We start from the raw sequence: 22,893 nt of genomic DNA, 5'->3' as shown, positions 1-22,893 counted from the left end.
TTGCGCGGCAGGATCGTCAGCACATCACCGGCCGGGCTGTCTGTCCTTGCACGATCACGCGCGAACCACCGCTACCCCAACAGCTGCCCCCACCGTGCTGCCCCGGCGGCGACAGCTTCAGCTGCTTAAGGCGCTGGCCCAAGAAGCCGGATGGGGGCATCTGAGCCGCCTGGCCGGATTGAGTGCGGTCAGCAGTGTGCTGGACATCGCAGGGCTGGGTCTGGCCATCACGTTGCTGCTTGGCAATGGATCCAACGCCAACGCGATCCGGGAGCTGAACGTCAGCTTGCCGCTGACCGCAAGCCTTGCCCTGCTGGTGGCTTTGATCCTCCTGCGTGGACTGATCCAGGGACGCGTGGCTGTGAGCCGGGAACGCCTGCGCTCCGGTTTCACGGATCGCCTGCGTCAGCAACTGCTGCAACAGGTGTTCTCAGCATCGTCGAACCAGCTGGATCAACTCGGCCGCGGTGATTTGCTGGCGTTGCTCATGGCCGACATCAACCGCACCGCGCTCGGGATGGACCAGGCGGTGCGCATGCTTCAGGCTCTACTGGCGATGGTGATCTATCTGGCCAGCGTGCTGCTGGTGGGACGAACCGCCGCCTGGCCGCTGCTGCTGGCCCTGATGGCCACCGCCATTGCCGCACTCTTGCAGCGGTCCGGAAGCTGGAGTCTGGGTCGCATCCAGAGCCGCCTGAATGCGGCACTGCAGCGCACCGTGGGCGATGGCCTGCATGGTCTCAAGGCTGTTCGAGCAGCGGCAGCCGAACACTGGCTCCTGGATCGGTTTGCCCAGGAAACATCCAAAGGGCGCTGGCTGCTGCGCGAACGGGTGCGCCGCCGCGCGGGCTACAACGCCTGGCGCGACACGCTCGTAGTGGCGATCGCCAGCCTCTGGCTGCTCCTGCAAGGTGACGCCCTGACCCCTGAGGTACTCACCACCACCCTGGTGCTCGCATACCGAGCCGGATCCTCACTCAGTGGTGTTGTCCAGGCCCGGCGCCTGTGCCTGGGCAACCTCCCCGGCTATGAAGCCCTCTGCTTGCGCCGAGAGCAACTGCGCCCAGGCCCTGAGCAGAGCAAAGGCATGATTTTGGACGGTCCTGCACTGACAACACTGGACCGCAACCGTTGGACGCAGCTGGACTGGTGCAGCACATCAACGTGCGGCAGCCGAACCCTCAGCCTGCGCCTGCTCCCCAACCAGCTGGTCGCAGTAACAGGGCCCTCAGGTTGCGGCAAGACCACCCTTCTGGATCAGATCAGCGGGTTGCAGGAGGAAGAACACAGTGCCTGGACAATCACCTGCAGCGGCGAGCGCTGGCAGCTCTCAGGATCAGCGGGCGCCAGGCAACTGCATGCATTGATGGCCTGCGCGCCCCAGCATGCAGCGTTGTTTGAAGCCAGCTTGCGCGACAACCTTCTCCTGGGCCACGACCTGCCGGACGCCACGATCGCAAGCTGGCTGCACCGCCTGGGATTGCAGCACTTACTGGATCGTCCGGACGGCCTGGATGCCCCCATGGCTTTGGCCCAGAGCCCCTTTTCTGGGGGCGAGATTCACCGACTCGGACTGTTGCGCGCCTGGCTACGGGACCGGCCGGTGGACGTGCTGGATGAACCGACAGCGTTTCTAGATGCCCTCGCCGCAGTCCAGGTGCGCGAGGTGATTCAGGAACGGTCCAGGCAGCGGCTGGTGCTGCTGAGCAGCCACGACCCTGAGTTGTTGCGCCTGGCCGATGTCGTGATCGACCTCGGAACCGTTGCATCTGAGAGCTGATTCAGGAGCGCCAGGGCGTGGATCGCTGCATGGCCGCGAGCAGGGGTTCCATCACAAACGAGCGGAGATGCAGGCGTGGATGCGGCAACACCAGTCGAGGATGCTCCAACCGCCAATCGCCCCAGAAGAGCAGATCCAGATCAAGCGACCGGGGCCCCCAACGCTCTTCCCGGTCGCGATCACGGCCGTACTTCGCCTCCAACACTTGGAGACGATCCAGCAACGCCAGTGCCGCCTCCAAACCTGGAGTGCCTGGCACACCGCGGATCAAGAGCACAGCGTTGCAAAACATCGGCTGACCAGGCGGCCCTCCTTCCGGAAGTGTTTCCAGCAGGGGCGACCAGGAGCAGCTGAGGCGAATCGGGCTGGTCTGAGTCCAGTCGCACATCAACGCTTCGAGCTCCGGACGCACGTGGATCAGCGTCTGTCGAGGGCTACCCGCAACACTCGGACGATTGGCCCCCAACGCCACTGCCAAAGAACAAGCTTGATCAGCGAGACTGGCGCTCACGCGATGGGCCGGCAAACGTTCATGGTTTCAGGTGGAGGGGTCGCCAGCGGCGTGGCAAGCACAGCAGCGATGGATCAAGCCAACCGCGCCTTTCCGTTGGCGGCGATCACCGGCCATGGAACGCTGAAGCTCGCCCTGATGCTGGCTGCTGTGGATCCAGGGCTTGGAGGAGTGATCATCGCCGGAGGCCGAGGCACCGGCAAATCGGTGCTCGCAAGGGGGCTGCATGCCTTACTCCCACCCATTGAAATTCTTGACCCAGCCCATGCCCCGGTGCCAATTGGACCGGGACGCAATTTGGATCCGAAACGGCCGGAAGAATGGGGAAGCGGCCTCAGGGACAAGCTCAGTGCTGAACCACCATCCGCGGTGATTCCCGCTCCTTTTGTCCAGGTCCCCCTTGGCATCACGGAAGATCGTCTCGTCGGAGCCGTCGATGTGACGGCATCGTTGGCGAGCGGCAGCCCCGTGTTCCAGCCAGGCCTACTGGCGGAAGCTCACCGAGGGGTGCTCTACGTCGACGAGCTGAACTTGCTGGACGACGGAATCGTGAACCTGCTGCTCGCAGCCGTTGGAGCAGGCGAGAACCAGGTGGAACGGGAAGGTTTGAGCCTCAGCCATCCCTGCAGACCACTGCTGATCGCGACCTACAACCCCGAGGAAGGCAACGTCCGCGATCACCTGCTGGACCGCTTTGCCATCGCCCTGTCGGCCGATCAGCTGGTGAGCACCGAACAGCGTGTGGAGATCACCAACGCTGTACTGAGTCATGGCCAGTGCAGCCGCAGTTTTGCGGAACGCTGGAAGGAGGACACCGACGCACTCGCCACCCAGCTGCTGCTGGCCCGCCAATGGCTGCCGGATGTCTCGATCAGCCGTGAGCAAATTGAATATCTGGTCACCGAAGCGATCCGCGGCGGTGTTGAAGGGCATCGCTCCGAGCTCTACGCCGTGCGCGTGGCCAAGGCCCACGCCGCGCTAAGCGGTCGGGATCAAGTTGACGCCGAGGATCTGCAGGTGGCGGTGGCCCTGGTGATCGCACCAAGGGCGTCACAGCTGCCGCCCCCGGATCAGCAGATGGAGCCGCCGCCGCCGCCGGAGCCGCCCCAAGACGAGACGCCACCACCGCCACCGGACGCCGGCGAACAGAACACGGAGGACCAGCCACCCCCGCCGGAAGGGTCTGACCAGGACCAGGACGATCAACCTGAAGACAACAGCGACGACAACCCTGACGACGACGACAACGACGACGACTCGGATGAAGACCAGGCACCACCGGCAGTGCCTGAGGAATTCATGCTCGATCCCGAAGCCGTTGCTATCGACTCCGACCTGCTGCTGTTCAACGCCGCCAAGAGCAAAAGCGGCAACAGCGGCAGCCGTTCCGTTGTGCTCAGCGACAGCCGCGGCCGCTATGTGAAGCCGATGCTGCCCCGCGGCCCGGTGCGTCGGATCGCTGTCGACGCCACCCTTCGTGCTGCAGCGCCTTATCAGAAGGCGAGACGCGAACGGCAACCGGACCGCACCGTGATTGTCGAGGAAGCCGATCTGCGGGCCAAGCTTCTGCAGCGTCAGGCTGGAGCGCTGGTGATCTTTCTGGTAGATGCCAGTGGCTCGATGGCACTGAACCGAATGCAAAGCGCCAAGGGGGCGGTCATCCGTCTGTTAACGGAGGCCTACGAAAATCGCGATGAAGTGGCTCTGATCCCCTTCCGCGGCGATCAGGCTGAGGTGCTGCTGCCGCCAACACGCTCAATCACCGCAGCCCGCCGACGGCTGGAGTCGATGCCCTGTGGGGGCGGTTCACCGCTGGCCCACGGTCTCACCCAGGCGGCCCGGGTCGGCGCCAATGCGCTCGCCACCGGTGATCTGGGTCAGGTGGTTGTGGTCGCCATCACCGACGGACGCGGCAATGTGCCCCTCAGCACCTCCTTAGGACAACCCGAACTGGAGGGCGAGGACAAGCCCGACCTCAAGCAGGAGGTGCTGGATGTCGCCAGCCGCTACCGCATGCTCGGAATCAAGCTGCTGGTGATCGACACCGAGCGCAAATTCATTGGCAGTGGTATGGGCAAAGACCTTGCCGAAGCAGCGGGCGGCAAATACGTGCAGCTGCCGAAGGCGAGCGATCAGGCCATTGCCGCGGTGGCCATGGATGCCATCAACTCTGTGACGTGAGAGGCGAGGGCTAATTCGCTGGTCCGGTCTTCGCGGGATAGACCTCCTCAAAGAAGGCCCCCAAACCAATCATCACGTTGCGCAGACCCGTCATGAAGCGCTGATCGTCGGTGAGTTGCTCGATGTCACCGCTGACGGAATCCAGCCGAGCGGTGAGATCACGGGCATTGGTCACCGTTTGCTTGAGGTCGCCGACGGTCTGAGGATTGTTGAACGCTTCAGCCAGCGCGTTGATATTGGCAGCGGCGGCGGCAGCCTCAGCCGTAGCGCGGTTGAGATTGTCAACCGTGGGTTGGGCCCGAGCCAATTCTTCGCGCAGCTCCTGTACCAGCGCATCAACATTCCCAGCCGCCTCATCGGCGGTGTTCAAGAACGTGGAGGCATCTTGGCTGGTAATGCCGAACTGCTTGGTGGATTCCACCAACGCAGGAATCAGGTTGGCGTTTTGCGCCTCACTCAACAGCTGTTCCAGGGTGGCGGTGATCGTGGCGAGACTCGCAGCGGATTCACCGCGAATGGTCGCTCCATCGCAGAGGATTTCACTGCCCTTGCAACGACGTGACTTCGGCCCTGGTGCCCCTTTGGGTAAAGGGACACCCGTCGTCACGAGTTCCACCTGAGAGTCGCCGCCCAGCAAGGAAGCGGACGACACCGCAGCCTTGACGGGAAGGGGAAGCTGCAGGGATTCATCATTGATTTCCAAAATGGCGCGCACCGCCATTGGCGTGACCTGAATCGAGCGCACTGTTCCCACCATGATTCCCCGGAACGTCACTGGAGATCGTGCCGCTAACCCGCCGGCGTTCTGAAAGTCAGCCGTCACAGTCCAGGTTTCAGAGCCGAGCCGAACGCCTCTTAACCACAGCATCGTGCCGGCAAACCCAGCGATCGCTCCAACGATCGAGAACCCAACGATGGCTTCGCGGACACTACGGCGCATGGCTCAGTGGTCGGAGGGTTGCATCGGTCCGCGCAGGTTACCCGTCCTGAACTGAACGACATAGGGGTTATCGGTGACGCGGTATTCCTCAACCGTTCCGTCCCACTGGAAACGGCCGCCGTACAGCATCACAATCCGCTCCGCTGAACGCTCGATGGTGCTTCGCACATGACTCACCACCACAGAGCAGCCCCGCGCCACCGTGGTGGTCTTCACGATCAGATCTTCAATCCTGGTGGATGCCACGGGATCAAGGCCAGCGGTGGGCTCGTCATAGAGCAGCAATGGCATCGCCCCTTCCTCCCGGTCGGGGTCATCAATCAAAGCTCTTGCAAAACTGACGCGCTTTTGCATGCCGCCGCTGAGCTGACCGGGGTACTTATCCGCCACATCGTTCAAACCAACAGCTTCCAGACATTGCAGAACACGCTCGCGGATCTGCTGCGGCTTGAACCTGCCCAAGCGCATCAGCAAGAAGCCAACGTTCTCCTCCACCGTGAGTGAGGCGAGTAGGGCGGGGTTCTGAAACACGAGGCGCACATCCGGCGGGCGACGCTGGTCCAGGCGCAGATAAGTCTGCGGCTCCCCAAACAACCGCAGTTCCCCCGCATTGGGGAGCTGCAACCCCGCCAGCAGGCGCAAAACCGTGGACTTGCCGGCACCGGAGGGCCCAACAACCGCGATGCGCTCTCCCGGTTGCATCGTCAGGGACACTTTGTCGAGTACAGGCTTCGGACCCCACTGCATGGTGAGGTTTCGCATCTCTACGACAGGAGACGCGGAGGATGTTGGTGTGAAGTCCGGCCGGGTCTGCACAGGGCCGCAATGCATGTTGCGTCCATCCTGCCGTGTCTGAAACGATGGGATGGCCTTTAAGGACAACTTCCGTACAGTTCGCTCATCGCAAGCGAACTGACGCCCTCAGCCTGGATCGCACTTGACCACCCCCATCCGCCGCGGACAACGTCAACGCATCCGAGCCATGCAGGCACAGCGGCAGCGCGATCTGATGATGCGCTCGCGGCGAGCCATGCGTTGGCTGCAGCCCGGTCTGGTGGTGAAACGCTGGCTGCTCACATCCGGCATCGGCCTTGTGCTCGCCCTTCTCGGCGCAGCCGTTTGGGCCGACCTGCAGCCGATCTACTGGACTTTGTGGGCGATCCAAGAAGCCTTGAGCTGGATCACCCGGGTGCTGCCGCGTGGGATCACCGGCCCTCTGGTGCTGGTGATCGGCATCGGGCTCTTGCTATGGGGCCAGGGCCGGAGCTTTGGCTCGATCCAGCAGGCCCTGGCTCCGGAGAAAGACACCGTTCTGGTGGATGCCCTGCGAGCCAAAAGCCGTCTGAACCGAGGGCCGAACATCGTTGCCATCGGCGGCGGCACCGGACTCTCGACCCTGCTGAGCGGCCTGAAGCGTTACAGCAGCCACATCACAGCCATCGTCACGGTGGCGGATGACGGCGGCAGCAGTGGCGTGCTGCGGCGGGAACTGGGCGTGCAGCCACCGGGCGACATCCGCAATTGCATTGCTGCACTGTCAACCGAAGAACCGCTGCTCACCCGCCTGTTTCAGTACCGCTTTTCATCAGGCGGAGGCCTAGAGGGACACAGTTTCGGCAATCTGTTTCTCTCGGCGCTCACGGCCATTACGGGGAGCATGGAAACGGCAATCACGGCCTCCAGCCGAGTGCTTGCCGTTCAGGGACAGGTGGTGCCAGCCACCAATGTGGACGTGAAGCTCTGGGCGGAGCTGGAGGACGGCCGTCGCATTGAAGGGGAATCCTCCATCGGCAAGGCGCCGAGCCCGATCGTGCGCCTGGGCTGCATTCCAGAACGCCCGCCGGCACTGCCAAGAGCACTGGAAGCGATTGCCAATGCTGATTTGATTCTCCTCGGCCCGGGCAGTCTTTACACCTCGCTGCTGCCCAACCTTCTCGTGCCTGAACTGGTGACGGCCATTCAACGCAGCCGCGCACCACGCCTTTACATCTGCAACCTGATGACCCAGCCCGGTGAAACCGATGGGCTCGATGTGAGCGGGCATCTGCGAGCGATCGAAGCCCAGCTCGCATCGCTTGGCATCAGCCAGCGCCTGTTTGATTCCGTGCTGGCCCAGGAACCGATCGGCGACTCTCCATTGATCAGCCACTACCGCTCCCGTGGGGCTGAACCAGTCCGTTGTGACCGACGTTCACTGCAAGGCGAGGGATACGACGTGATGGAAGCCCCCTTGCAGGGCAGCAGGCCCACAGCCACATTGCGACACGATCCTCGCAGCCTGGCCCTGGCCGTCATGCGCTTCTATCGCAGACACAAAAAAGAGCCGGCTTCATCAGTCGGCTCACATGTGATGCACTAGACACAGATCACTCAGATCAAGATCTGACCCATGACCAGGATGCATCAATAGGCGTCTTGCATTTCGTAGAAATCAGGCTGCACATAATCCTTGCGAAGCGGCCAGCCGGTCCAATCCTCAGGCATGAGCAGACGCTTGGGGTGGGGGTGACCCTCAAAATTGACCCCGTACATGTCGAAGGTTTCACGCTCCTGCCAGTCCGCACCACGGAACAACCCATACAGCGTTGGCACGCTGGGCTGGCCTTCACGGGAAAGAAACACTTTCAAGCGAACTTCGCGAACGGCATCGGAATGACCGTCGGCCACTTCAGCCATGGCGACCAAATGATAAAAGCTGACGAGACGTGCACCTGGCCCTTCGTCGTAGCCCCCTTGACACTGCAAATAATCAAAGCCGTGACTCTTTAGCGCGGCCGCAATCACAGGCAAGAAAAGGGATTCAACGCCGATCTGCTCGATGTTGAGATGATCAGGCTCGAGCACCTCATGCTCGAAGCCCTGCTGGGTCAACCACTGACTCACGGGACCAGGTTGAGGGGCCGTGACAACAGGTGAGTCAGCTTTTGACGGCTTATCGGGAGTGGCACTCATGACGGGTCAGGGGTGGTGACAGCTTCGGCGGTTTCGAGCGCAGGCATGGGCAGACCCGCTCCAGGTTTCAGAGCAGCGATCTGCGTTTCAGCATTGAGGTAAGCACCAGTGACAATCGGCTCGACTGCCGTCATCGCATGCTCGACAGTGCAATAACGATGGGTCTGGAGGAGCTGACGACGATCTGCAACGGATTCATTGCCAACCTTCTTGCGCAGCTTGATCACAGCATCAAAGATGGCTTCCGGGCGTGGAGGACACCCGGGAAGGTAGAGGTCTACAGGGATCAATTTGTCTACCCCCCGAACAGCGGTGGTTGAATCCGCGCTGAACATGCCGCCGGTGATGGTGCAAGCGCCCATGGCAATCACATATTTTGGAGCAGGCATCTGCTCGTAAAGGCGCACCAGCGCTGGGGCCATTTTCATTGTCACCGTGCCGGCCACGATGAGCAGGTCTGCCTGACGCGGCGAGCTTCGAGGAACCAGGCCGAAACGGTCGAAATCGAAACGGGAGCCGATCAGAGCAGCAAACTCGATGAAGCAGCACGCCGTTCCATACAGCAGAGGCCAAAGACTGCTCAGCCTGGCCCAGTTGTGCAAGTCGTCAAGACTGGTGAGAATCACATTCTCACTAAGGTCCTGCGTGACGGTGGGGGCGCCTTCTGCAGCGCCAGCAACTGGTCCACAACTGGCTTCGCGCAGATCGCGCAACGCCTGAATGGAAGGGGAATCACCTGCCATGTCGGAACGGTCAATGGATGAGGTCATGAATCAGCTCCACTCCAGCGCGCCCTTGCGCCAGGCATAGGCCAAGGCGACAACAAGGATGGTGATGAACACCAGTGCCTCGATGAAGGCCAACAACCCGAGACGGTGAAACGCCACTGCCCAGGGATAGAGAAAGACGGTCTCCACATCGAAGATGACGAAGACCAGAGCAAACATGTAATAGCGAATATTGAATTGAATCCAGGCGCCACCAATTGGTTCCATCCCGGATTCGTATGTGAGCTCCCTCTCTCCGAGTTGGCTGCTGGGCGACAGCAGCTTGTTCGTGACCAATGCCAGCACCGGCACGGCTCCAGCAATCAGCAAAAAGCCGAGGAAAGCGTCATACCCCGGTAGCACAAACATCTGGGCCGATCCGATTTGCGGGCAGTCTGGCATTTGCAGCCACGGGCTGACGTTTGCCATGGCAGCGTCGATAGAGTGACCTCCCCTGCCCAATTGTGGTGAGCGAAGAGATACAAGCCTCTCAGGACACAGCAATTGAAGAATCGACTGCGAAGGGCCAAGCTCTCGAAGGCAGCCACAACGACAGCGCAGTGGCAAGCGAGTCGGCTGAGGACATTGCCGTCGATACCAGCTCATCCGAGGGGGAAGCAGTCACCGAGGATGTCCCGGACGAGGCGAGCGACCCGCGGACCCACCGATTTGAGTGCCGGAGCTGCGGCTATGTGTATGACCCCGAGGAGGGGGTAAAAAAACAGAACATCCCTGTCGGCACGGCCTTCGAGGATCTGGACACGATCACCTTCCGATGCCCTGTGTGCCGCAGCAAGGTGGGCGCCTTCCGGGACATTGGCCCCCGCTCTAAGGCGAGCGGCTTCGAAGAGAATCTCAATTTCGGATTGGGCGTGAACCGTTTAACGCCGGGGCAGAAGAATGTGTTGATCTTCGGGAGCCTTGCCCTGGGCTTCGCCTTCTTTCTCTCCCTTTACTCCCTGCGCTAAGCACGGACACTGGCCCCACGCCTGCCATCCCCCATCCCGGAATGAAATCCCTTTTCAAAACTCTTGCTCAATTGGTCTTGGTGGCCTTCATCGGCTTCGGCTTGAGCGGCTGCGTCACGACGCGCGTCCCGACGGCCACCACCAGCCCGTGGCAAGTGGTGGACCTGAACACCGAGGCCAATCCCCTGGATGTGGCCTTTACTGACGCCAACCACGGCTTCCTGGTCGGCAGCAACCGTTTGATTCTGGAAACCAACGATGGCGGCGCCAACTGGAGTGAGCGCAGCCTCGATCTGCCTGATGAGGAGAACTTCCGCCTGATCAGCATTGCGTTCGACGGTGACGATGGCTGGATTGCCGGCCAACCGGGACTGCTGATGCACACCACCGACGGTGGACAGAACTGGACCCGCTTGTTCCTGGACACGAAGCTGCCCGGGGAGCCTTATCTGATCACCGCCCTCGGCCCCAACAGCGCCGAGCTCGCCACCAACGTGGGCGCCGTTTATCGCACCAGCGACGGAGGCGGCAGCTGGGACGCCGAGGTGAGTGATGCGGCAGGGGCCGTGCGCGACCTGCGTCGCAGCGCTGATGGCTCCTACGTGAGTGTGAGCAGCCTTGGCAACTTTTACGCCACCTGGGACAAAGGTCAGGACGTGTGGCAGGTGCACCAACGGGTCAGCAGCCAACGGCTGCAGAGCATTGGCTATCAACCGGATGGACGCCTCTGGATGGTGGCCCGCGGTGCACAGATCCGCCTGAACGACAACGCCAGCGACAACGAAAGCTGGAGCAAGCCAATCATCCCGATCACCAATGGTTACGGCTACCTCGACATGGCCTGGTCAGACGATGGCGTCATCTGGGCCGGCGGCGGCAATGGAACCCTGCTCGTCAGCCGCGATGGCGGTGACAGCTGGGAACGCGACCCCGAAAGCGCTCAAGCCCCGACCAATTTCACCCGCTTTGTCTTCGACGACAGCGCCAACCAACGCCACGCCTTTCTACTGGGCGAACGCGGCCTGATGTTGCGCTGGTCTGCCATCAGCTGAGGCCAATCAAGCCCCCGGCAAACAACGCTCTGTAACCAAGACCGGGGGGCTGGCGCAGTGGTCGAAGCCCTACCCCTAGGATCACCGAGCTGATACACCCGAAGCCATGGCTGCCGGCTCCACCGGGGAACGCCCGTTTTTCGAGATCATCACCAGCATTCGCTATTGGGTGATCCACGCCATCACACTTCCCTCCATCTTCTTGGCCGGGTTCCTGTTTGTGTCGACGGGCCTTGCCTACGACGCATTTGGAACTCCTCGTCCTGACGCTTACTTCCAGGCCAGCGAAAGCAAAGCGCCTGTCGTCAGCCAGCGCTACGAAGGCAAGTCCGACCTTGACCTGCGCCTGAAATAACTCGATCCATGACACAGTCTCCCGCCACGTCCACGCCGCGCAACTACCCGATCTTCACGGTGCGTTGGCTTGCAGTTCACACCCTGGGGGTTCCCACGGTGTTCTTCCTTGGCGCCCTGGCCGCCATGCAGTTCATCCGCCGCTGATCACCCCACCGAACACCATGGAGCGCAACAAAAACCCCAATACCCTGCCCGTTGAACTCAACAGAACCAGTCTCTATTTGGGTCTGCTGTTCGTATTCGTGACCGGCATTTTGTTCTCCAGCTACTTCTTCAACTGAGGACTTAAATCATGAGTGGTAAGAAATCAGGTCTTCCTGACGGTCGCATCCCCGATCGTCTTCCCGATGGTCGACCGGCCGTTGCCTGGCGTTCCCGCTGGACCGAGGGAACTCTGCCTCTATGGCTGGTGGCTACAGCCGGTGGAATGGCAGTGATCTTTGTGGTGGGCCTGTTCTTCTACGGCTCTTACACCGGTGTGGGTTCCGCCTAAAACAAGGTCTTCTTCATCAGCATCCGCCAAGAAAACCGGCCTTGGGTCGGTTTTTTAATGCCTGGGGTTAAGACGGATCGAGCCAAAAGGAACGCAACAAGCCAATCCCTTCAGACCGCGTAGAACTCGCGGTACCAATGGGCGAAACGATCCACTCCGGTTTCAATCGGGGTTCTGGGCCTAAATCCGACCCAATCCTCCAATGCCTGGGTGTCCGCAGCCGTCGCCACCACATCGCCGGGTTGCATGGGCTGAAAATCCTTCACTGCATCGCGTCCCAGCGCTTGTTCCATCACCTCAATGAAGCGCAGCAACTCTGTGGGCTGACTGTTGCCGATGTTGAACACCCTGTGGGACGCCTCCGCCGTTGCAGGATCGGGGGCCAGAGGATCGAACGCTGGATTAGCCGTTGCTGGCTTGTCGCAACAGCGCAGCACCCCTTCGACGATGTCATCGATATAGGTGAAATCACGCTGCATCTTTCCGTGGTTAAACACCTTGATGGGTTCACCGGCCAGGATCGCTTTGGCAAACAGCATGGGAGCCATATCCGGACGTCCCCAGGGGCCATACACCGTGAAGAAACGAAGACCGGTCGCCGGCAATCCATAGAGATGGCTGTAGGTGTGGGCCATCAGCTCATTGGCCTTCTTGCTGGCGGCATACAAGCTCACCGGATGATTCACCGGCTGTCGCTCATGAAAGGGGAGATTCCGATTGCCCCCGTAGACCGAACTGCTTGAGGCGTACACCAGATTCTCCACGCCGTGGTGGCGACAGCCCTCGAGAATGTGGCCGAAGCCAACAAGGTTGCTCTGGATGTAGGCAGACGGATTCTCGAGGGAGTAGCGAACCCCGGCCTGAGCGGCCAGATTCACCACCACCCGGGGCTGCTCTTCAGCGAACAGAGCCATCAGTGCCGGACCATCCTCCAACGCCAATGGGTCGAAACGCCAGGCGCCAGGAGAAGCCGCCGCTTCCACTCGGGCCAGCCGGGCTCGCTTGAGCGCAGGGTCGTAATAGGTGTTGAGGTTGTCGATCCCCACAACACGCTCCCCGCGTTCAAGCAGACGTAACGCCAGAGCAGCACCGATAAAACCGGCGGCTCCTGTGATCAAAACGGGGCGGGTTATAGAGGTGCGATCAGCACTCATGGCTGGCCTTCACCCACGCGCCAGAGCTGCAACCCAGCCGCCAGCACGTCAGCGGGCTTCACCACCGAACGGGCATCAAACACCCAGGCGGGCTGACGCATCAGAGGCGCCAACTGACACCAGTCGAGATCTCGATACTGCTGCCATTCAGTGAGGATCAGCACCGCGTCAGCACCACTCACTGCCGCAGCGATCTCGTCACTAGGCCACCAGGTACCTTCTCCACTCAGAGCTGCTCGCGTGGGACCGGATTCAGCATCGGGAGCGGAACTAGCCGGAAGCTTGAGATCACGGGCGATCTGCTCGGAATCCACCTTCGGATCATGGATTGCTAGCTGTGCCCCTTCCTCGAGAAGATCCTGGGCAATCCGGATGGCCGGGGCTTCGCGCGTGTCGTTGGTGTCGGCCTTGAAGGCGAAACCGAGAATCGCCAATCGCTTGCCGGTCACCGTTCCGAACAGCTTCTGCACCACCGTGCGCGCAATGCGGTGCTGCTGCCAAGTGTTGACCGTCACCACCGATTCCCAGTAGTCGGCCACATCTGGCAAACCGAAATGTCGGCAGAGATAAACCAGATTGAGGATGTCTTTCTGGAAGCAGCTGCCGCCAAAGCCAGGGCCAGCCTGCAGAAATTTGGGGCCGATGCGGCTGTCGGTGCCAATCGCTTTGGCCACCTCGCGCACGTCGGCACCGGTGGCCTCACAGAGGGCCCCCACACTGTTGATCGAGCTGATTCGTTGCGCCAGGAAGGCATTGGCCGTGAGCTTGGAAAGCTCACTGCTCCAGAGATTGGTGCGCAGGATGCGCTCCTGGGGCACCCATTGCCCATACACCGAAGCCAGTGCATCGATGGCGTCGGGGTGCTCACCCCCGATCAACACACGATCCGGTGATTCGAGATCAGGAATCGCGGTGCCTTCCGCGAGGAATTCGGGGTTGGAAAGGACCGCAAAACTGCGCTGAGCGCCGCTAGTGGACTGTTCTGCGGCAGACAGGATCGCTTTGACCGCCTCGGCCGTACGCACCGGCAGGGTGCTCTTTTCCACCACAATGGTGTGACCAGTGGCCGACTTGGCCACTTGCCGCGCACAGGCTTCCACCCAGCGCAGATCACTGGCCTGCCCAGCTCCCAGGCCCTTGGTTTTGGTAGGGGTGTTTACGGAAATGAACACCATGTCCGCCGCGGCGATAGCGTCGTCCACCGACGTGGAGAAGTGAAGATTGCGGCCCCTGGCGCGTCCCACCACGGCATCCAAGCCAGGTTCATAAACCGGAAGCTTGCTGAGATCGCTGTCATTCCAGGCGTCGATGCGGGTCTGGTTGATGTCAACCACCGTCACCTGCACATCCGGACAGCGGTCAGCGATCACCGCCATGGTTGGGCCACCCACGTAACCAGCACCGATGCAGCAGATGGAGCGGATAGGGGCAGCAGACATCGAGTAGCTGTGGCAGAGCCGACGGATCGGGGAAGGTTATCGCTGATCCTGGTCGCTGCTAAGGATCGCGTTGCCGGCCTGAAGGATGGCAACCAGAGCATCCGGAGAGGCCAACGGCAAGGTCTGCTCTGCACCCTGACCGAGCAGAGGCTTTAAGCGCAGCGATCCGGCTTCCGCCTCCTGATCGCCGATCACGACCGCCCAGGCCGCTCCACTGCGGTCAGCGCGTTTGAACTGCTTGCCGAAAGCGGCCCCAGACCCGTCCAGTTCCACGGCAATGCCTTCACTACGCAGTTGCCGGGCCAGCACCAGCGCACAGGCTTCCGCCTGGTCCCCTCGATTCACGAGATAGAGGTCTGGAGGCCTTGCCGCCGTCAGACGTGCCGCGGGCCCTTGCGGATCGGCAGCAGCAGCGGCCTCCAACACCAAAAGCAACCGCTCCATTCCCAGGGCCCAGCCGACGGCGGGGGTGGCGGCACCACCCAGTTGCTGAACAAGTCCGTCGTAGCGGCCACCACCACAGACGGTGGCCTGCGCACCCAGCTGATCGCTGGTGATTTCGAAGGCGGTGTGACCGTAGTAGTCAAGTCCTCGGACCAGGCGCGTGTTCACTCGATAGGGAATTCCCAGAGCGCTCAGAAAACGCTGCACGGCCTCAAACCGCGCAGCGCTCTCGTCGCAAAGGGCATCCAACAGGGTGGGAGCGTTACTCAACAGCTCCTGAGTCATCGTGCTCTTGCTGTCGAGGATGCGCAGGGGATTGGTGGTGAGGCGTTGCTGGGATTCAGGATCCAGCTGATCAAAACGGGCTTCGAGCCAAGACACCAACTGATCGCGGTAACGCTGGCGATCGTCCGGCGTGCCGAGACTGTTGATCTGCAGTTCCAGGCCGCGTACACCGAGGGCATCGAGCAGGTCCCAGGCCAGAGCAATCACTTCCGCATCACTGCGGGCGGAACTGACGCCCAGCCACTCCACGCCAATCTGGTGAAACTGACGCTGACGACCGGCCTGAGGACGTTCGTACCGGAACATCGGCCCGCCATACCAAAGCTTTTGAGCGCCTTGGCTGAGAAGGCCATGCTGAACGGCGGATCGAACCACCGACGCCGTGCCTTCAGGACGCAGCGTGCAAGATCGATCACCACGATCCTGAAAGCTATACATTTCCTTCCCGACAACATCGGTGGCCTCACCAATGCCGCGAGCGAACAGTTCGGTGACCTCGAGCAGCGGTGTGCGGATTTCTTCGAACCCGGAGCGGCCGAAGTGTGCACGGGCCACGGCCTCTACCGCCTGCCAACGATGTGTCTGGGCGGGCAGCAGATCCACCATGCCGCGCAGGCTCTGCAGCTGACTCACGCAATCCTCGAGACCGCTGACCAGTCTGCCCCTCAGCCGACGCTCAACCCAGGATCCTTGCCATAGGGTCAAATGATGACGCAGCTACTGATCACTGGAGGGGCCGGCTTCATCGGCAGCCACACCTGTGTGGTGCTGCTCGAAGCGGGTCATGACCTGATCGTGCTCGATGACTTCAGCAACAGCTCCGCTCATGCCCTCGAACGTGTCGCGACGCTGAGCCACCTGCCTCCTGGTAATGCCGCGTCACGACGGCTGCGCACAGTGACGGGCGATGTGAACGACCGTCAGTGTCTCGACAGAATCTTTCAGCAGGCGCTCAACAGCGGCCATCCCATCGAAGCCGTGGTGCACTTTGCAGGACTCAAGGCCGTCGGAGAATCGGTCCAAGACCCGCTGCGTTATTGGAGCGTGAATGTGGGTGGATCCATGACGCTGATGCGGGTGATGGACACCTTCGCGTGCCGCACGCTGGTGTTCAGCAGCAGTGCAACCCTCTACGGCTATCCGGAGCGGGTGCCAATCCAGGAAACAGCTTCGGTGCAGCCCATCAACCCCTACGGCCACACCAAAGCCGCCGTGGAACGTCTGCTCCGTGACCTCGCCGCCAGCGCACCGGACCGCTGGCGCATCGCCTGTCTGCGCTACTTCAACCCTGTCGGTGCTCATTCCAGCGGCCTGATCGGGGAAGACCCGTTGGGAATTCCGAACAATCTCTTTCCCTTTGTGAGCCAGGTAGCCGTGGGACGCCGCGAGCGTCTGCAAATCTTTGGAGGCGACTGGTCCACCCCGGATGGCACCTGCGTGCGGGATTACATCCATGTCATGGACCTGGCGGAGGGGCACAAGGCAGCCCTCGACTGCCTGCTGTCGGAAGCGCCCCAGGTGCTCACAGTCAACCTCGGCAGCGGTCGGGGCATCTCAGTGCTGGAGGTGGTGAACGCCTTCGGCCATGCCTGCGGGCAACCGATCCCCCACACCATTGTTGATCGCCGACCTGGCGATGCCGCCATCACCGTCGCCGATCCATCGTTGGCACTGCGGCGACTCGGGTGGAGAACCGAGCGTTCCCTCGATGACATCTGCCGTGACGGCTGGGCCTGGCAATCCGCGAATCCAGCGGGTTATGGCCAACGCGAATGAGTGGTCTACTGCTGGCGGGAGGAGGCCACAGCCACGCCCTGCTGTTGCGCCGGTGGTCCATGCGTCCTCAGAAACGCCCCCAGGGCCTGATCACCCTGGTGAGCCGGTCCAGCACAGTGCTGTATTCGGGCATGGTGCCAGGGCTGATCGCAGGTCTCTATCAACGCAATCAGGTAGAGGTCGACCTCAGGAATCTCGCTGACCAGGCCGGAGTCGCACTGGTGATTGCAGAGATCACCGGACTCGACATCGCCGCCAGGCACCTGCAGCTGCTCGGACGTCTCGACCTGCCCTACGACTGGCTCAGTCTCAACCTGGGTGCCGTGACGCGTACCAGTCCGGCTGCGGTGGATGGCCTCGTACCGATCAAACCCCTGGAACCCGCACTGGCATACCTGCAGCAACAGGACCTCGCCATGACCTCTCCAGCAGTGGCGAGCGCTCCCTTCTGGGTGGTGGGCAGCGGCCTGGCGGCCATGGAAACGGTCCTCGCCCTGCGGCAGCGCTGGCCGCAGCGCCCGTTAAAACTCCAGGCCATCAGCGATCGCTTGCCAGCAGCGTTCCAGAGAGCGCTCCGCCAAGCCGAGATTGAACTGGTGGAACACCAGACCCCGACGCAGACCCAACCGGAAGCGGGTCTGCTTTGCACCGGCAGCCAGGCGCCGACCTGGCTAACGAAGAGCGGACTGGCCTGCTGCACCAACACTGGCCGCCTGCGCACGAGGGCGACCCTTCAAGTGCTCGGACAAACCCAGGTGCTCGCCGCGGGAGACTGCGCCGTTTTGGATGCCCATCCCCGCGCTCCATCGGGCGTCTGGGCCGTCCGGGCCGCTGTGCCCCTGGCACGCAATCTGGAAGCGGCGGTCAAAGGAGAGCCGTTGAAGCCCTGGACGCCACAGCGCCAGGCCTTGCAACTGCTAGGGGGCTTCCAGAACGGGCAGCCAACGGCCTGGGGCCTGCGGGGATCCCATCTCTTTGGTCCCCATCCGCTGCTGTGGCGCTGGAAACGCTCGATTGACGCCCACTTCATGGCCATGTTCGAAAGCAGCGAAGCGATGGATGACACCGCGGAGATGACCTGCCGAGGTTGTGCGGCCAAATTGCCTGGAGCGCCGTTGGAACGAGCCCTGAAACAAGCCGGGATCGGCAGCCTGGGCTCTGAACCGGAGGATGCGGCTGTGCTGCCCATGCGCGCTGCCGGTGTGATGGCGCCAGTGCTGCAGAGCGTGGATGGCTTCCCAGCCCTGATCAGTGATCCCTGGCTGAATGGACGCCTCAGCGCCCTGCATGCCTGCTCCGATCTGTGGGCCTGCGGCGCTCTGGTCACGGCGGCACAGACCGTGATCACCCTTCCAGAAACCGCGGCACACACCCAGGAAATGCTGCTGGCGCAGACCCTTGCCGGCATCCGCTCAGCCCTTGAACCTCAAGGCGCCCAGCTGATCGGAGGGCACACCCTGGAAGCCCGAGACGGCGCGGCTCCCCCACCACTCAGCCGAGCGGTGCAGGTGATCCTGAACGTGAGCGGTCAGCCCAGGAATGCGCCCTGGCCCAAAGCCGGATTGCAAGCCGGAGACCGGTTGCTGCTCAGCCGCCCACTAGGAACCGGCGTGCTGTTCGCCGCGGCCATGCGCAGCGCAGCAAAGCCAGCTGCCTTGGATGCAGCCCTCGATCAGATGACCACTAGTCAGCACCCATTGGTGGAGGCGCTTCAGACCCTCGACAGCCAGCAGCCTGGCTCAGTTCACGCTGCCACCGATATCACCGGCTTCGGACTGCTGGGCCACCTGGGAGAAATGCTGCGCAACCGATCGCTGCGCGTGGTGCTCGACGGCCTTGCGATTCCCGCTTTACCCCAAGCCCTCGACTTGCTGGAAAGTGGTCAGGCCAGCACCATGGCCCCTGCCAACCGGCGCGCCTGGGCTCAACTGGATGACGGAAGCGTCAATCTGAACTTGAGCGGGATCCGCAGTGGAAGTCCGCGCCACCAGGCCCTGCTGGAGCTGTTGGTGGATCCTCAAACCTGCGGGCCCCTGCTGATCAGCGTGCCCGAAAACAGTGCCGCGGTTTTGCTGAACGAAGACGGCACGGCCTGGGGTGAGATCGGCTGGGTGACAACGCGCTGAACCGGATCTGGTTCATCAGGGTTCCTAGCTGTCGACGGGCTCAATCGGAGCCAGACGCGGATCCAGGATCTTGGGCCCCATGCCGGCGAATTTCACAGCGATCGAAACCTTTTCGCCACTACCAAAGGTGTGGGTGATTTGACCCTCCCCAAAATTGCTGTGCATCACCCGATCACCCACCGACCAGCTCTTGCCAGGAGCCGGCCCGGCCTGACGGCGCCGCACGGCGTTGGCCGGTGCCCCCGCAGATGCGCTGGGTTGGTCGCGATCGATGCGCGTGAGTCGCTCAAGGCGCTGCTCACGGCGGATCGCGGCTCCCCCGGAACGGGGAATGTCGCCTTGCACCAAGGCTTCCGGCAGTTCTGACAGGAACACGCTGGGCACAGCCGGTTCACGCATCCCGCCCCAGAGACGCCGTTCACTGGCATGGGAAAGGAACAAACGCTCCTTAGCCCTGGTGATGCCGACGTAGCAAAGGCGGCGCTCTTCCTCCAGCGATGCTGGGTCATCGAGGGAGCGATAACTGGGGAACAGTCCCTGTTCCATCCCCACCAGACAGACGACCGGAAACTCCAGACCCTTGCTGCTGTGCAGGGTCATCAAGGTGACCCGATCCGCAGCGGTGTCCTTGCTGTCGGCATCACTGGCGAGCGCAGCCGATGCCAGAAACCCTTCCAGGTCGCCTTCGTCGTTCTCCTCCTGATACTGCAAGCCGGCGTTGACCAGCTCCTGGAGGTTGCGCCGGCGCTCCTCGGCCTCGTCCGTGCCTTCGGTGATCAGCTCACTGACATAACCGCTCTTCTCCATCACCTGTTGGATCAGCTCAGACGGCGGCGTGTCGTGCAGCCGCTCCCGCAGACCGTGAATCAGTTCACAGAACTGCAGCAAACCTTTGGCTGAACGTCCTCCGAGGGAACGCACCGCTTCTGGGTCACACACCACATCCCAGAGCGGAATCCCCAGCTGGTTGGCGGCATCAGTGAGCCGCTGAATGGTGGTCTTGCCAATGCCCCGCTTGGGCACATTGATCACCCGCAATAGGCTGACGGTGTCGGCGGGGTTGATCAGCAGACGCAGGTAGCCGAGCACATCCTTGATCTCACGCCGGTCGTAAAAGCGCAGACCACCCACAACGACGTAGGGAATGCGCCAGCGCACCAGGGATTCCTCAATCGCACGCGACTGGGCATTGGTGCGATAAAGGCATGCCATGTCACCCCAGCTCAGCTCAGGGTTGGCGGCTTCCATCATCCGCAGCCTGTGCACAACGGCTTCGGCTTCCGCGATTTCATCGTCGCAGCGCGTCAGAGAGATCAATTCACCCTCACCGCGGGTGGGGCGCAGCACCTTATCGATCCGTTCAGTGTTGTTGGAAATCAAGGCGTTGGCCGCCTCCAGGATCGTGGCGGTGGAGCGGTAGTTCTCCTCCAGCTTCACCATGGTGCGGGTGGCCCCATCGGGGGCCTGATCGCCAAAATCGTCCTGAAAACCCATCAGGATCGTGAAGTCGGCGGCCCTGAAGCTGTAGATGCTTTGGTCAGCATCGCCCACCACAAACACGGAACGACCCGACCAGTTGTCGTAATGCTGGGGATCCTTGCCACCCGTCACAAGCAGCTTGATCAACTCGTACTGGGTGCGGTTGGTGTCTTGGTATTCATCCACCAACACGTGCGCGAAGCGGCGGTGCCAGTAGCCACGCACTTGTTCGTTCTGCTGAAGCAGCTGCACCGGTAGGAGCAGCAGATCATCAAAATCAAGGGCGTTGTTGGCGGCCAGGGCCCTGCGATAACGGCGATAGACGTCGGCAGTGAGCTTGCCGCGTTGCCCCTCTGCATTCGCTTCCAGCTCCTCCGGCAACCAACCCTGGTTTTTGGCATTGCTGATGGCCCAGCGCACCTTCTTGGGCTCGAAGCGCTTGGAGTCGAGCTGAAGTTCCTGGGTGACAATCTCCTTGACGAGGCTCTGAGCATCGGCCTCGTCATAGATGGAAAACTGCTTGGTCCAGCTCAGGCCTTCGGCGTCCTTGAATTTGTCGATGTCGTAACGCAGCAGCCGCGCAAACAACGCGTGAAACGTGCCGATCCACAGCTCTTTGGTGACGTCTCGATAGATGCGCGATCGCAGTTGCCGCTGCTCCACTGGCGGCAGGGTGCTCCAGGGCTGGCCGTACTGACTTTGCGCCAGTCGCTGAGCCAGAAGCAATTCCAACCGCTCCTTCATCTCGCGCGCGGCCTTGTTGGTGAAGGTCACCGCGAGAATCTGTGCGGGATCCACACCGTGCTCACCGATCAGGTGCGCGATGCGATGGGTGAGAGCCCGGGTCTTTCCGCTGCCGGCCCCTGCCACCACCAGCAACGGGCCTTCATGGTGATCGACCGCCAGGCGCTGGGCGTCGTTGAGGCCGGCGAGAAAGCTCATGGGCTGATGGTACGGGGGTTCTCCTGCATCGGCGCCGGTGGAGCTACGCAGGCGATGGCCAGCAAATAGCCACTGACCACCTGCTGCAGAGATGTTTGGAGCAGCGTCGACTCCACCAGGGAGGAGGCCAGGATGTAGAGAGCACAAGCCAGACCTGTCCGGCAGAGCGGTGCGGCATCACTACCAAGACCCACCAACAGGCGTTGAAAAATCAACGCCAGCGCGATCACCATCAGCGCCAGCGTCACCAGGCCCTGATCGGCCAAAGCCTGCACAAAGGCGTTGTGGGCATGGGGAATTCCCTTGGTGTAACCCGGCAGAAAAACTCTGGCGGCGCAATAATCCGACACCCTGTCGTATCCCTGACCCGATGCCAAATCAGGCAGCGATTGAAACGCCTGGTGCAAAAAACACTGGACAATCTGGGCTCGTCCCACATCACTCGGGTCTTGGGCAGCAACAGGCCCAGACGGCCAATACAACGTCAGGTTGAACAGCAACGAGAGCAGCAGCACCGAAGCTGCCAGAAGCCGGGCTCGCTTGGCCACCCAGTAGCGATGACGCCAGCACAACTCAGTCACAACGACTGTTGCCAAAGGGAAAAAGAGCGCCGCTCTGGAGCCCGATCCGAAAGCGAGCACAAAGCTCACAGACCCGAGCACTGCTGCAAGCACCGATCGCCAGAAATGCCGCTCAGAACGCCAAAGCCCGTAACCAATCAGAGCGAACAAGCCGTAGAGATAGGCAGAACGATTAATGGTGATCTTCTGAATGCGGACCGCTCCCTGGGGCAACGCATCGCGAAGGGTCGACCAGGGGATGGCATCCAAGTTGCCGTTGAAACGAGAGAACTCCACAAATGGCAGCGAGATCACCACCGTCGCCAACACCAGCCAAAGCGCGATCCGCCACTGATCTTTGGTTTGCTGAAGACCCGCGGCGAAAGCCAGCAGCACCAGCAACAGGTCTGTGGGTGCCGACCCGCTGACGGGATGAATCACAGCGCTGAGGATGACGGCGAGAACGCCGATCAGCACGCCATACACCGGCTGCGAAGGCAGCCAGCGCACCAACTTGAGACAACACCAGAGAGCAAGGATCCAGACCATGCCCGCGGGATTGCCGCTGCGCTCCCACAGCAAGCCCATCAGCGAAAGGGGAAGCAGCAGATCCAGCCAGGGTGATTGCAGCTTGTGGATCAAACCTGCCAAGGGAGCTCAGAGGAAGGCCACTCAGCCTGCCAGAAG

General features: G+C 61.7%; 22 protein-coding genes. 11 read left to right on the top strand and 11 right to left on the bottom strand.

The annotated features are described in order from the left end of the window. Positions 1 to 46 precede the first annotated feature (46 nt). On the top strand, positions 47 to 1,780 hold the full coding sequence (locus SynA1825c_RS01205; RefSeq protein ID WP_186469941.1) for an ABC transporter ATP-binding protein: 1,734 nt from the start codon (positions 47 to 49) through the stop codon (positions 1,778 to 1,780). A 1-nt stretch (position 1,781) separates the two neighbouring features. Here SynA1825c_RS01205 and folK read toward each other — a convergent pair whose 3' ends face one another. Next, a complete protein-coding gene (gene folK / locus SynA1825c_RS01200; RefSeq protein WP_186469940.1) occupies positions 1,782 to 2,291 on the bottom strand; it encodes a 2-amino-4-hydroxy-6-hydroxymethyldihydropteridine diphosphokinase in 510 nt (169 codons plus the stop codon). A 3-nt stretch (positions 2,292 to 2,294) separates the two neighbouring features. Between folK and SynA1825c_RS01195 the strand changes: the two genes are divergently transcribed. Then, the gene (locus SynA1825c_RS01195) at positions 2,295 to 4,472 is read left to right on the top strand and encodes a magnesium chelatase subunit D family protein (RefSeq protein ID WP_186469939.1); all 2,178 of its coding nucleotides are present in this window, start codon (positions 2,295 to 2,297) and stop codon (positions 4,470 to 4,472) included. A gap of 10 nt (positions 4,473 to 4,482) precedes the next feature. On the opposite strand, the gene SynA1825c_RS01190 is transcribed toward SynA1825c_RS01195, so the two are convergent. Both SynA1825c_RS01190 and SynA1825c_RS01185 read right to left on the bottom strand, forming a co-directional pair. Beyond that, positions 4,483 to 5,412: an MlaD family protein gene (locus SynA1825c_RS01190; protein WP_186469938.1), complete on the bottom strand. Its 930-nt coding sequence runs from the start codon at positions 5,410 to 5,412 to the stop codon at positions 4,483 to 4,485. Between the two features lie 3 nt (positions 5,413 to 5,415). Further along, entirely contained in the window at positions 5,416 to 6,159 is a 744-nt protein-coding gene (locus SynA1825c_RS01185; RefSeq protein ID WP_186470934.1) for an ABC transporter ATP-binding protein, read from the bottom strand. Positions 6,160 to 6,394: 235 nt separating this feature from the next. Between SynA1825c_RS01185 and yvcK the strand changes: the two genes are divergently transcribed. After that, complete coding sequence (gene yvcK / locus SynA1825c_RS01180; protein ID WP_186470933.1) at positions 6,395 to 7,771, top strand: gluconeogenesis factor YvcK family protein; 1,377 nt, start codon at positions 6,395 to 6,397, stop codon at positions 7,769 to 7,771. A 44-nt stretch (positions 7,772 to 7,815) separates the two neighbouring features. On the opposite strand, the gene SynA1825c_RS01175 is transcribed toward yvcK, so the two are convergent. From SynA1825c_RS01175 to SynA1825c_RS01165, 3 genes are read right to left on the bottom strand one after another with little or no spacing between them, the layout of a single operon-like run. Continuing rightward, complete coding sequence (locus tag SynA1825c_RS01175) at positions 7,816 to 8,364, bottom strand: NAD(P)H-quinone oxidoreductase subunit J (RefSeq protein ID WP_186469937.1); 549 nt, start codon at positions 8,362 to 8,364, stop codon at positions 7,816 to 7,818. Beyond that, a complete protein-coding gene (gene nuoB / locus SynA1825c_RS01170; RefSeq protein ID WP_186470932.1) occupies positions 8,361 to 9,107 on the bottom strand; it encodes an NADH-quinone oxidoreductase subunit NuoB in 747 nt (248 codons plus the stop codon). Before nuoB ends, SynA1825c_RS01175 begins: the two co-directional genes overlap by 4 nt. A gap of 30 nt (positions 9,108 to 9,137) precedes the next feature. Then, complete coding sequence (locus SynA1825c_RS01165; protein WP_186469936.1) at positions 9,138 to 9,500, bottom strand: NAD(P)H-quinone oxidoreductase subunit 3; 363 nt, start codon at positions 9,498 to 9,500, stop codon at positions 9,138 to 9,140. A 215-nt stretch (positions 9,501 to 9,715) separates the two neighbouring features. Here SynA1825c_RS01165 and SynA1825c_RS01160 point away from each other — a divergent pair, with 215 nt between their 5' ends. The 6 genes from SynA1825c_RS01160 (at position 9,716) to SynA1825c_RS01135 (ending at position 12,001) form a co-directional block, all read left to right on the top strand. Next, positions 9,716 to 10,099: a rubredoxin gene (locus SynA1825c_RS01160; protein WP_186470931.1), complete on the top strand. Its 384-nt coding sequence runs from the start codon at positions 9,716 to 9,718 to the stop codon at positions 10,097 to 10,099. Between the two features lie 41 nt (positions 10,100 to 10,140). Continuing rightward, entirely contained in the window at positions 10,141 to 11,151 is a 1,011-nt protein-coding gene (locus SynA1825c_RS01155) for a photosynthesis system II assembly factor Ycf48 (RefSeq protein WP_186469935.1), read from the top strand. 106 nt (positions 11,152 to 11,257) lie between these two features. Continuing rightward, entirely contained in the window at positions 11,258 to 11,506 is a 249-nt protein-coding gene (psbE, locus tag SynA1825c_RS01150) for a cytochrome b559 subunit alpha (RefSeq protein ID WP_186469934.1), read from the top strand. Positions 11,507 to 11,514: 8 nt separating this feature from the next. Further along, positions 11,515 to 11,652 carry a cytochrome b559 subunit beta gene (gene psbF / locus SynA1825c_RS01145; protein ID WP_011932177.1) on the top strand — a complete coding sequence of 46 codons (138 nt, stop codon included), beginning with the start codon at positions 11,515 to 11,517 and terminating at the stop codon, positions 11,650 to 11,652. Positions 11,653 to 11,669: 17 nt separating this feature from the next. After that, positions 11,670 to 11,789, top strand: a complete 120-nt coding sequence (locus SynA1825c_RS01140) for a photosystem II reaction center protein L (protein WP_066904825.1) — start codon at positions 11,670 to 11,672, stop codon at positions 11,787 to 11,789. An 11-nt stretch (positions 11,790 to 11,800) separates the two neighbouring features. Next, on the top strand, positions 11,801 to 12,001 hold the full coding sequence (locus tag SynA1825c_RS01135) for a photosystem II reaction center protein J (RefSeq protein WP_010312227.1): 201 nt from the start codon (positions 11,801 to 11,803) through the stop codon (positions 11,999 to 12,001). A gap of 110 nt (positions 12,002 to 12,111) precedes the next feature. Here the strand turns inward: SynA1825c_RS01135 and SynA1825c_RS01130 are convergent, their stop codons facing one another. The 3 genes from SynA1825c_RS01130 to hisS are packed head-to-tail and all read right to left on the bottom strand — an operon-like array spanning position 12,112 to position 15,956. Further along, positions 12,112 to 13,155: an NAD-dependent epimerase gene (locus tag SynA1825c_RS01130; RefSeq protein WP_186469933.1), complete on the bottom strand. Its 1,044-nt coding sequence runs from the start codon at positions 13,153 to 13,155 to the stop codon at positions 12,112 to 12,114. Further along, the gene (locus SynA1825c_RS01125; protein ID WP_186469932.1) at positions 13,152 to 14,594 is read right to left on the bottom strand and encodes a nucleotide sugar dehydrogenase; all 1,443 of its coding nucleotides are present in this window, start codon (positions 14,592 to 14,594) and stop codon (positions 13,152 to 13,154) included. Before SynA1825c_RS01125 ends, SynA1825c_RS01130 begins: the two co-directional genes overlap by 4 nt. A 36-nt stretch (positions 14,595 to 14,630) precedes the next feature. After that, on the bottom strand, positions 14,631 to 15,956 hold the full coding sequence (hisS, locus tag SynA1825c_RS01120) for a histidine--tRNA ligase (protein ID WP_186469931.1): 1,326 nt from the start codon (positions 15,954 to 15,956) through the stop codon (positions 14,631 to 14,633). A 75-nt stretch (positions 15,957 to 16,031) separates the two neighbouring features. Here hisS and galE point away from each other — a divergent pair, with 75 nt between their 5' ends. Continuing rightward, a complete protein-coding gene (gene galE / locus SynA1825c_RS01115; protein ID WP_186469930.1) occupies positions 16,032 to 17,099 on the top strand; it encodes a UDP-glucose 4-epimerase GalE in 1,068 nt (355 codons plus the stop codon). After that, positions 17,096 to 19,225: a selenide, water dikinase SelD gene (gene selD / locus SynA1825c_RS01110; RefSeq protein ID WP_186469929.1), complete on the top strand. Its 2,130-nt coding sequence runs from the start codon at positions 17,096 to 17,098 to the stop codon at positions 19,223 to 19,225. The genes galE and selD overlap by 4 nt, the downstream gene beginning before the upstream one ends. Positions 19,226 to 19,249: 24 nt before the next feature. On the opposite strand, the gene SynA1825c_RS01105 is transcribed toward selD, so the two are convergent. Together SynA1825c_RS01105 and SynA1825c_RS01100 are read right to left on the bottom strand one after the other, a co-directional pair. After that, on the bottom strand, positions 19,250 to 21,646 hold the full coding sequence (locus tag SynA1825c_RS01105; protein ID WP_186469928.1) for a UvrD-helicase domain-containing protein: 2,397 nt from the start codon (positions 21,644 to 21,646) through the stop codon (positions 19,250 to 19,252). Further along, the gene (locus tag SynA1825c_RS01100) at positions 21,643 to 22,857 is read right to left on the bottom strand and encodes an O-antigen ligase (protein ID WP_255477013.1); all 1,215 of its coding nucleotides are present in this window, start codon (positions 22,855 to 22,857) and stop codon (positions 21,643 to 21,645) included. The genes SynA1825c_RS01105 and SynA1825c_RS01100 overlap by 4 nt, the downstream gene beginning before the upstream one ends. Positions 22,858 to 22,893 lie beyond the last annotated feature (36 nt).

This window comes from Synechococcus sp. A18-25c, assembly GCF_014280035.1.
Classification (GTDB): Bacteria; Cyanobacteriota; Cyanobacteriia; order PCC-6307; family Cyanobiaceae; genus Synechococcus_C.
The sequence above is the reverse complement of the archived record's forward strand: the minus strand, read 5'-3'. Positions and strand labels throughout refer to the sequence as shown.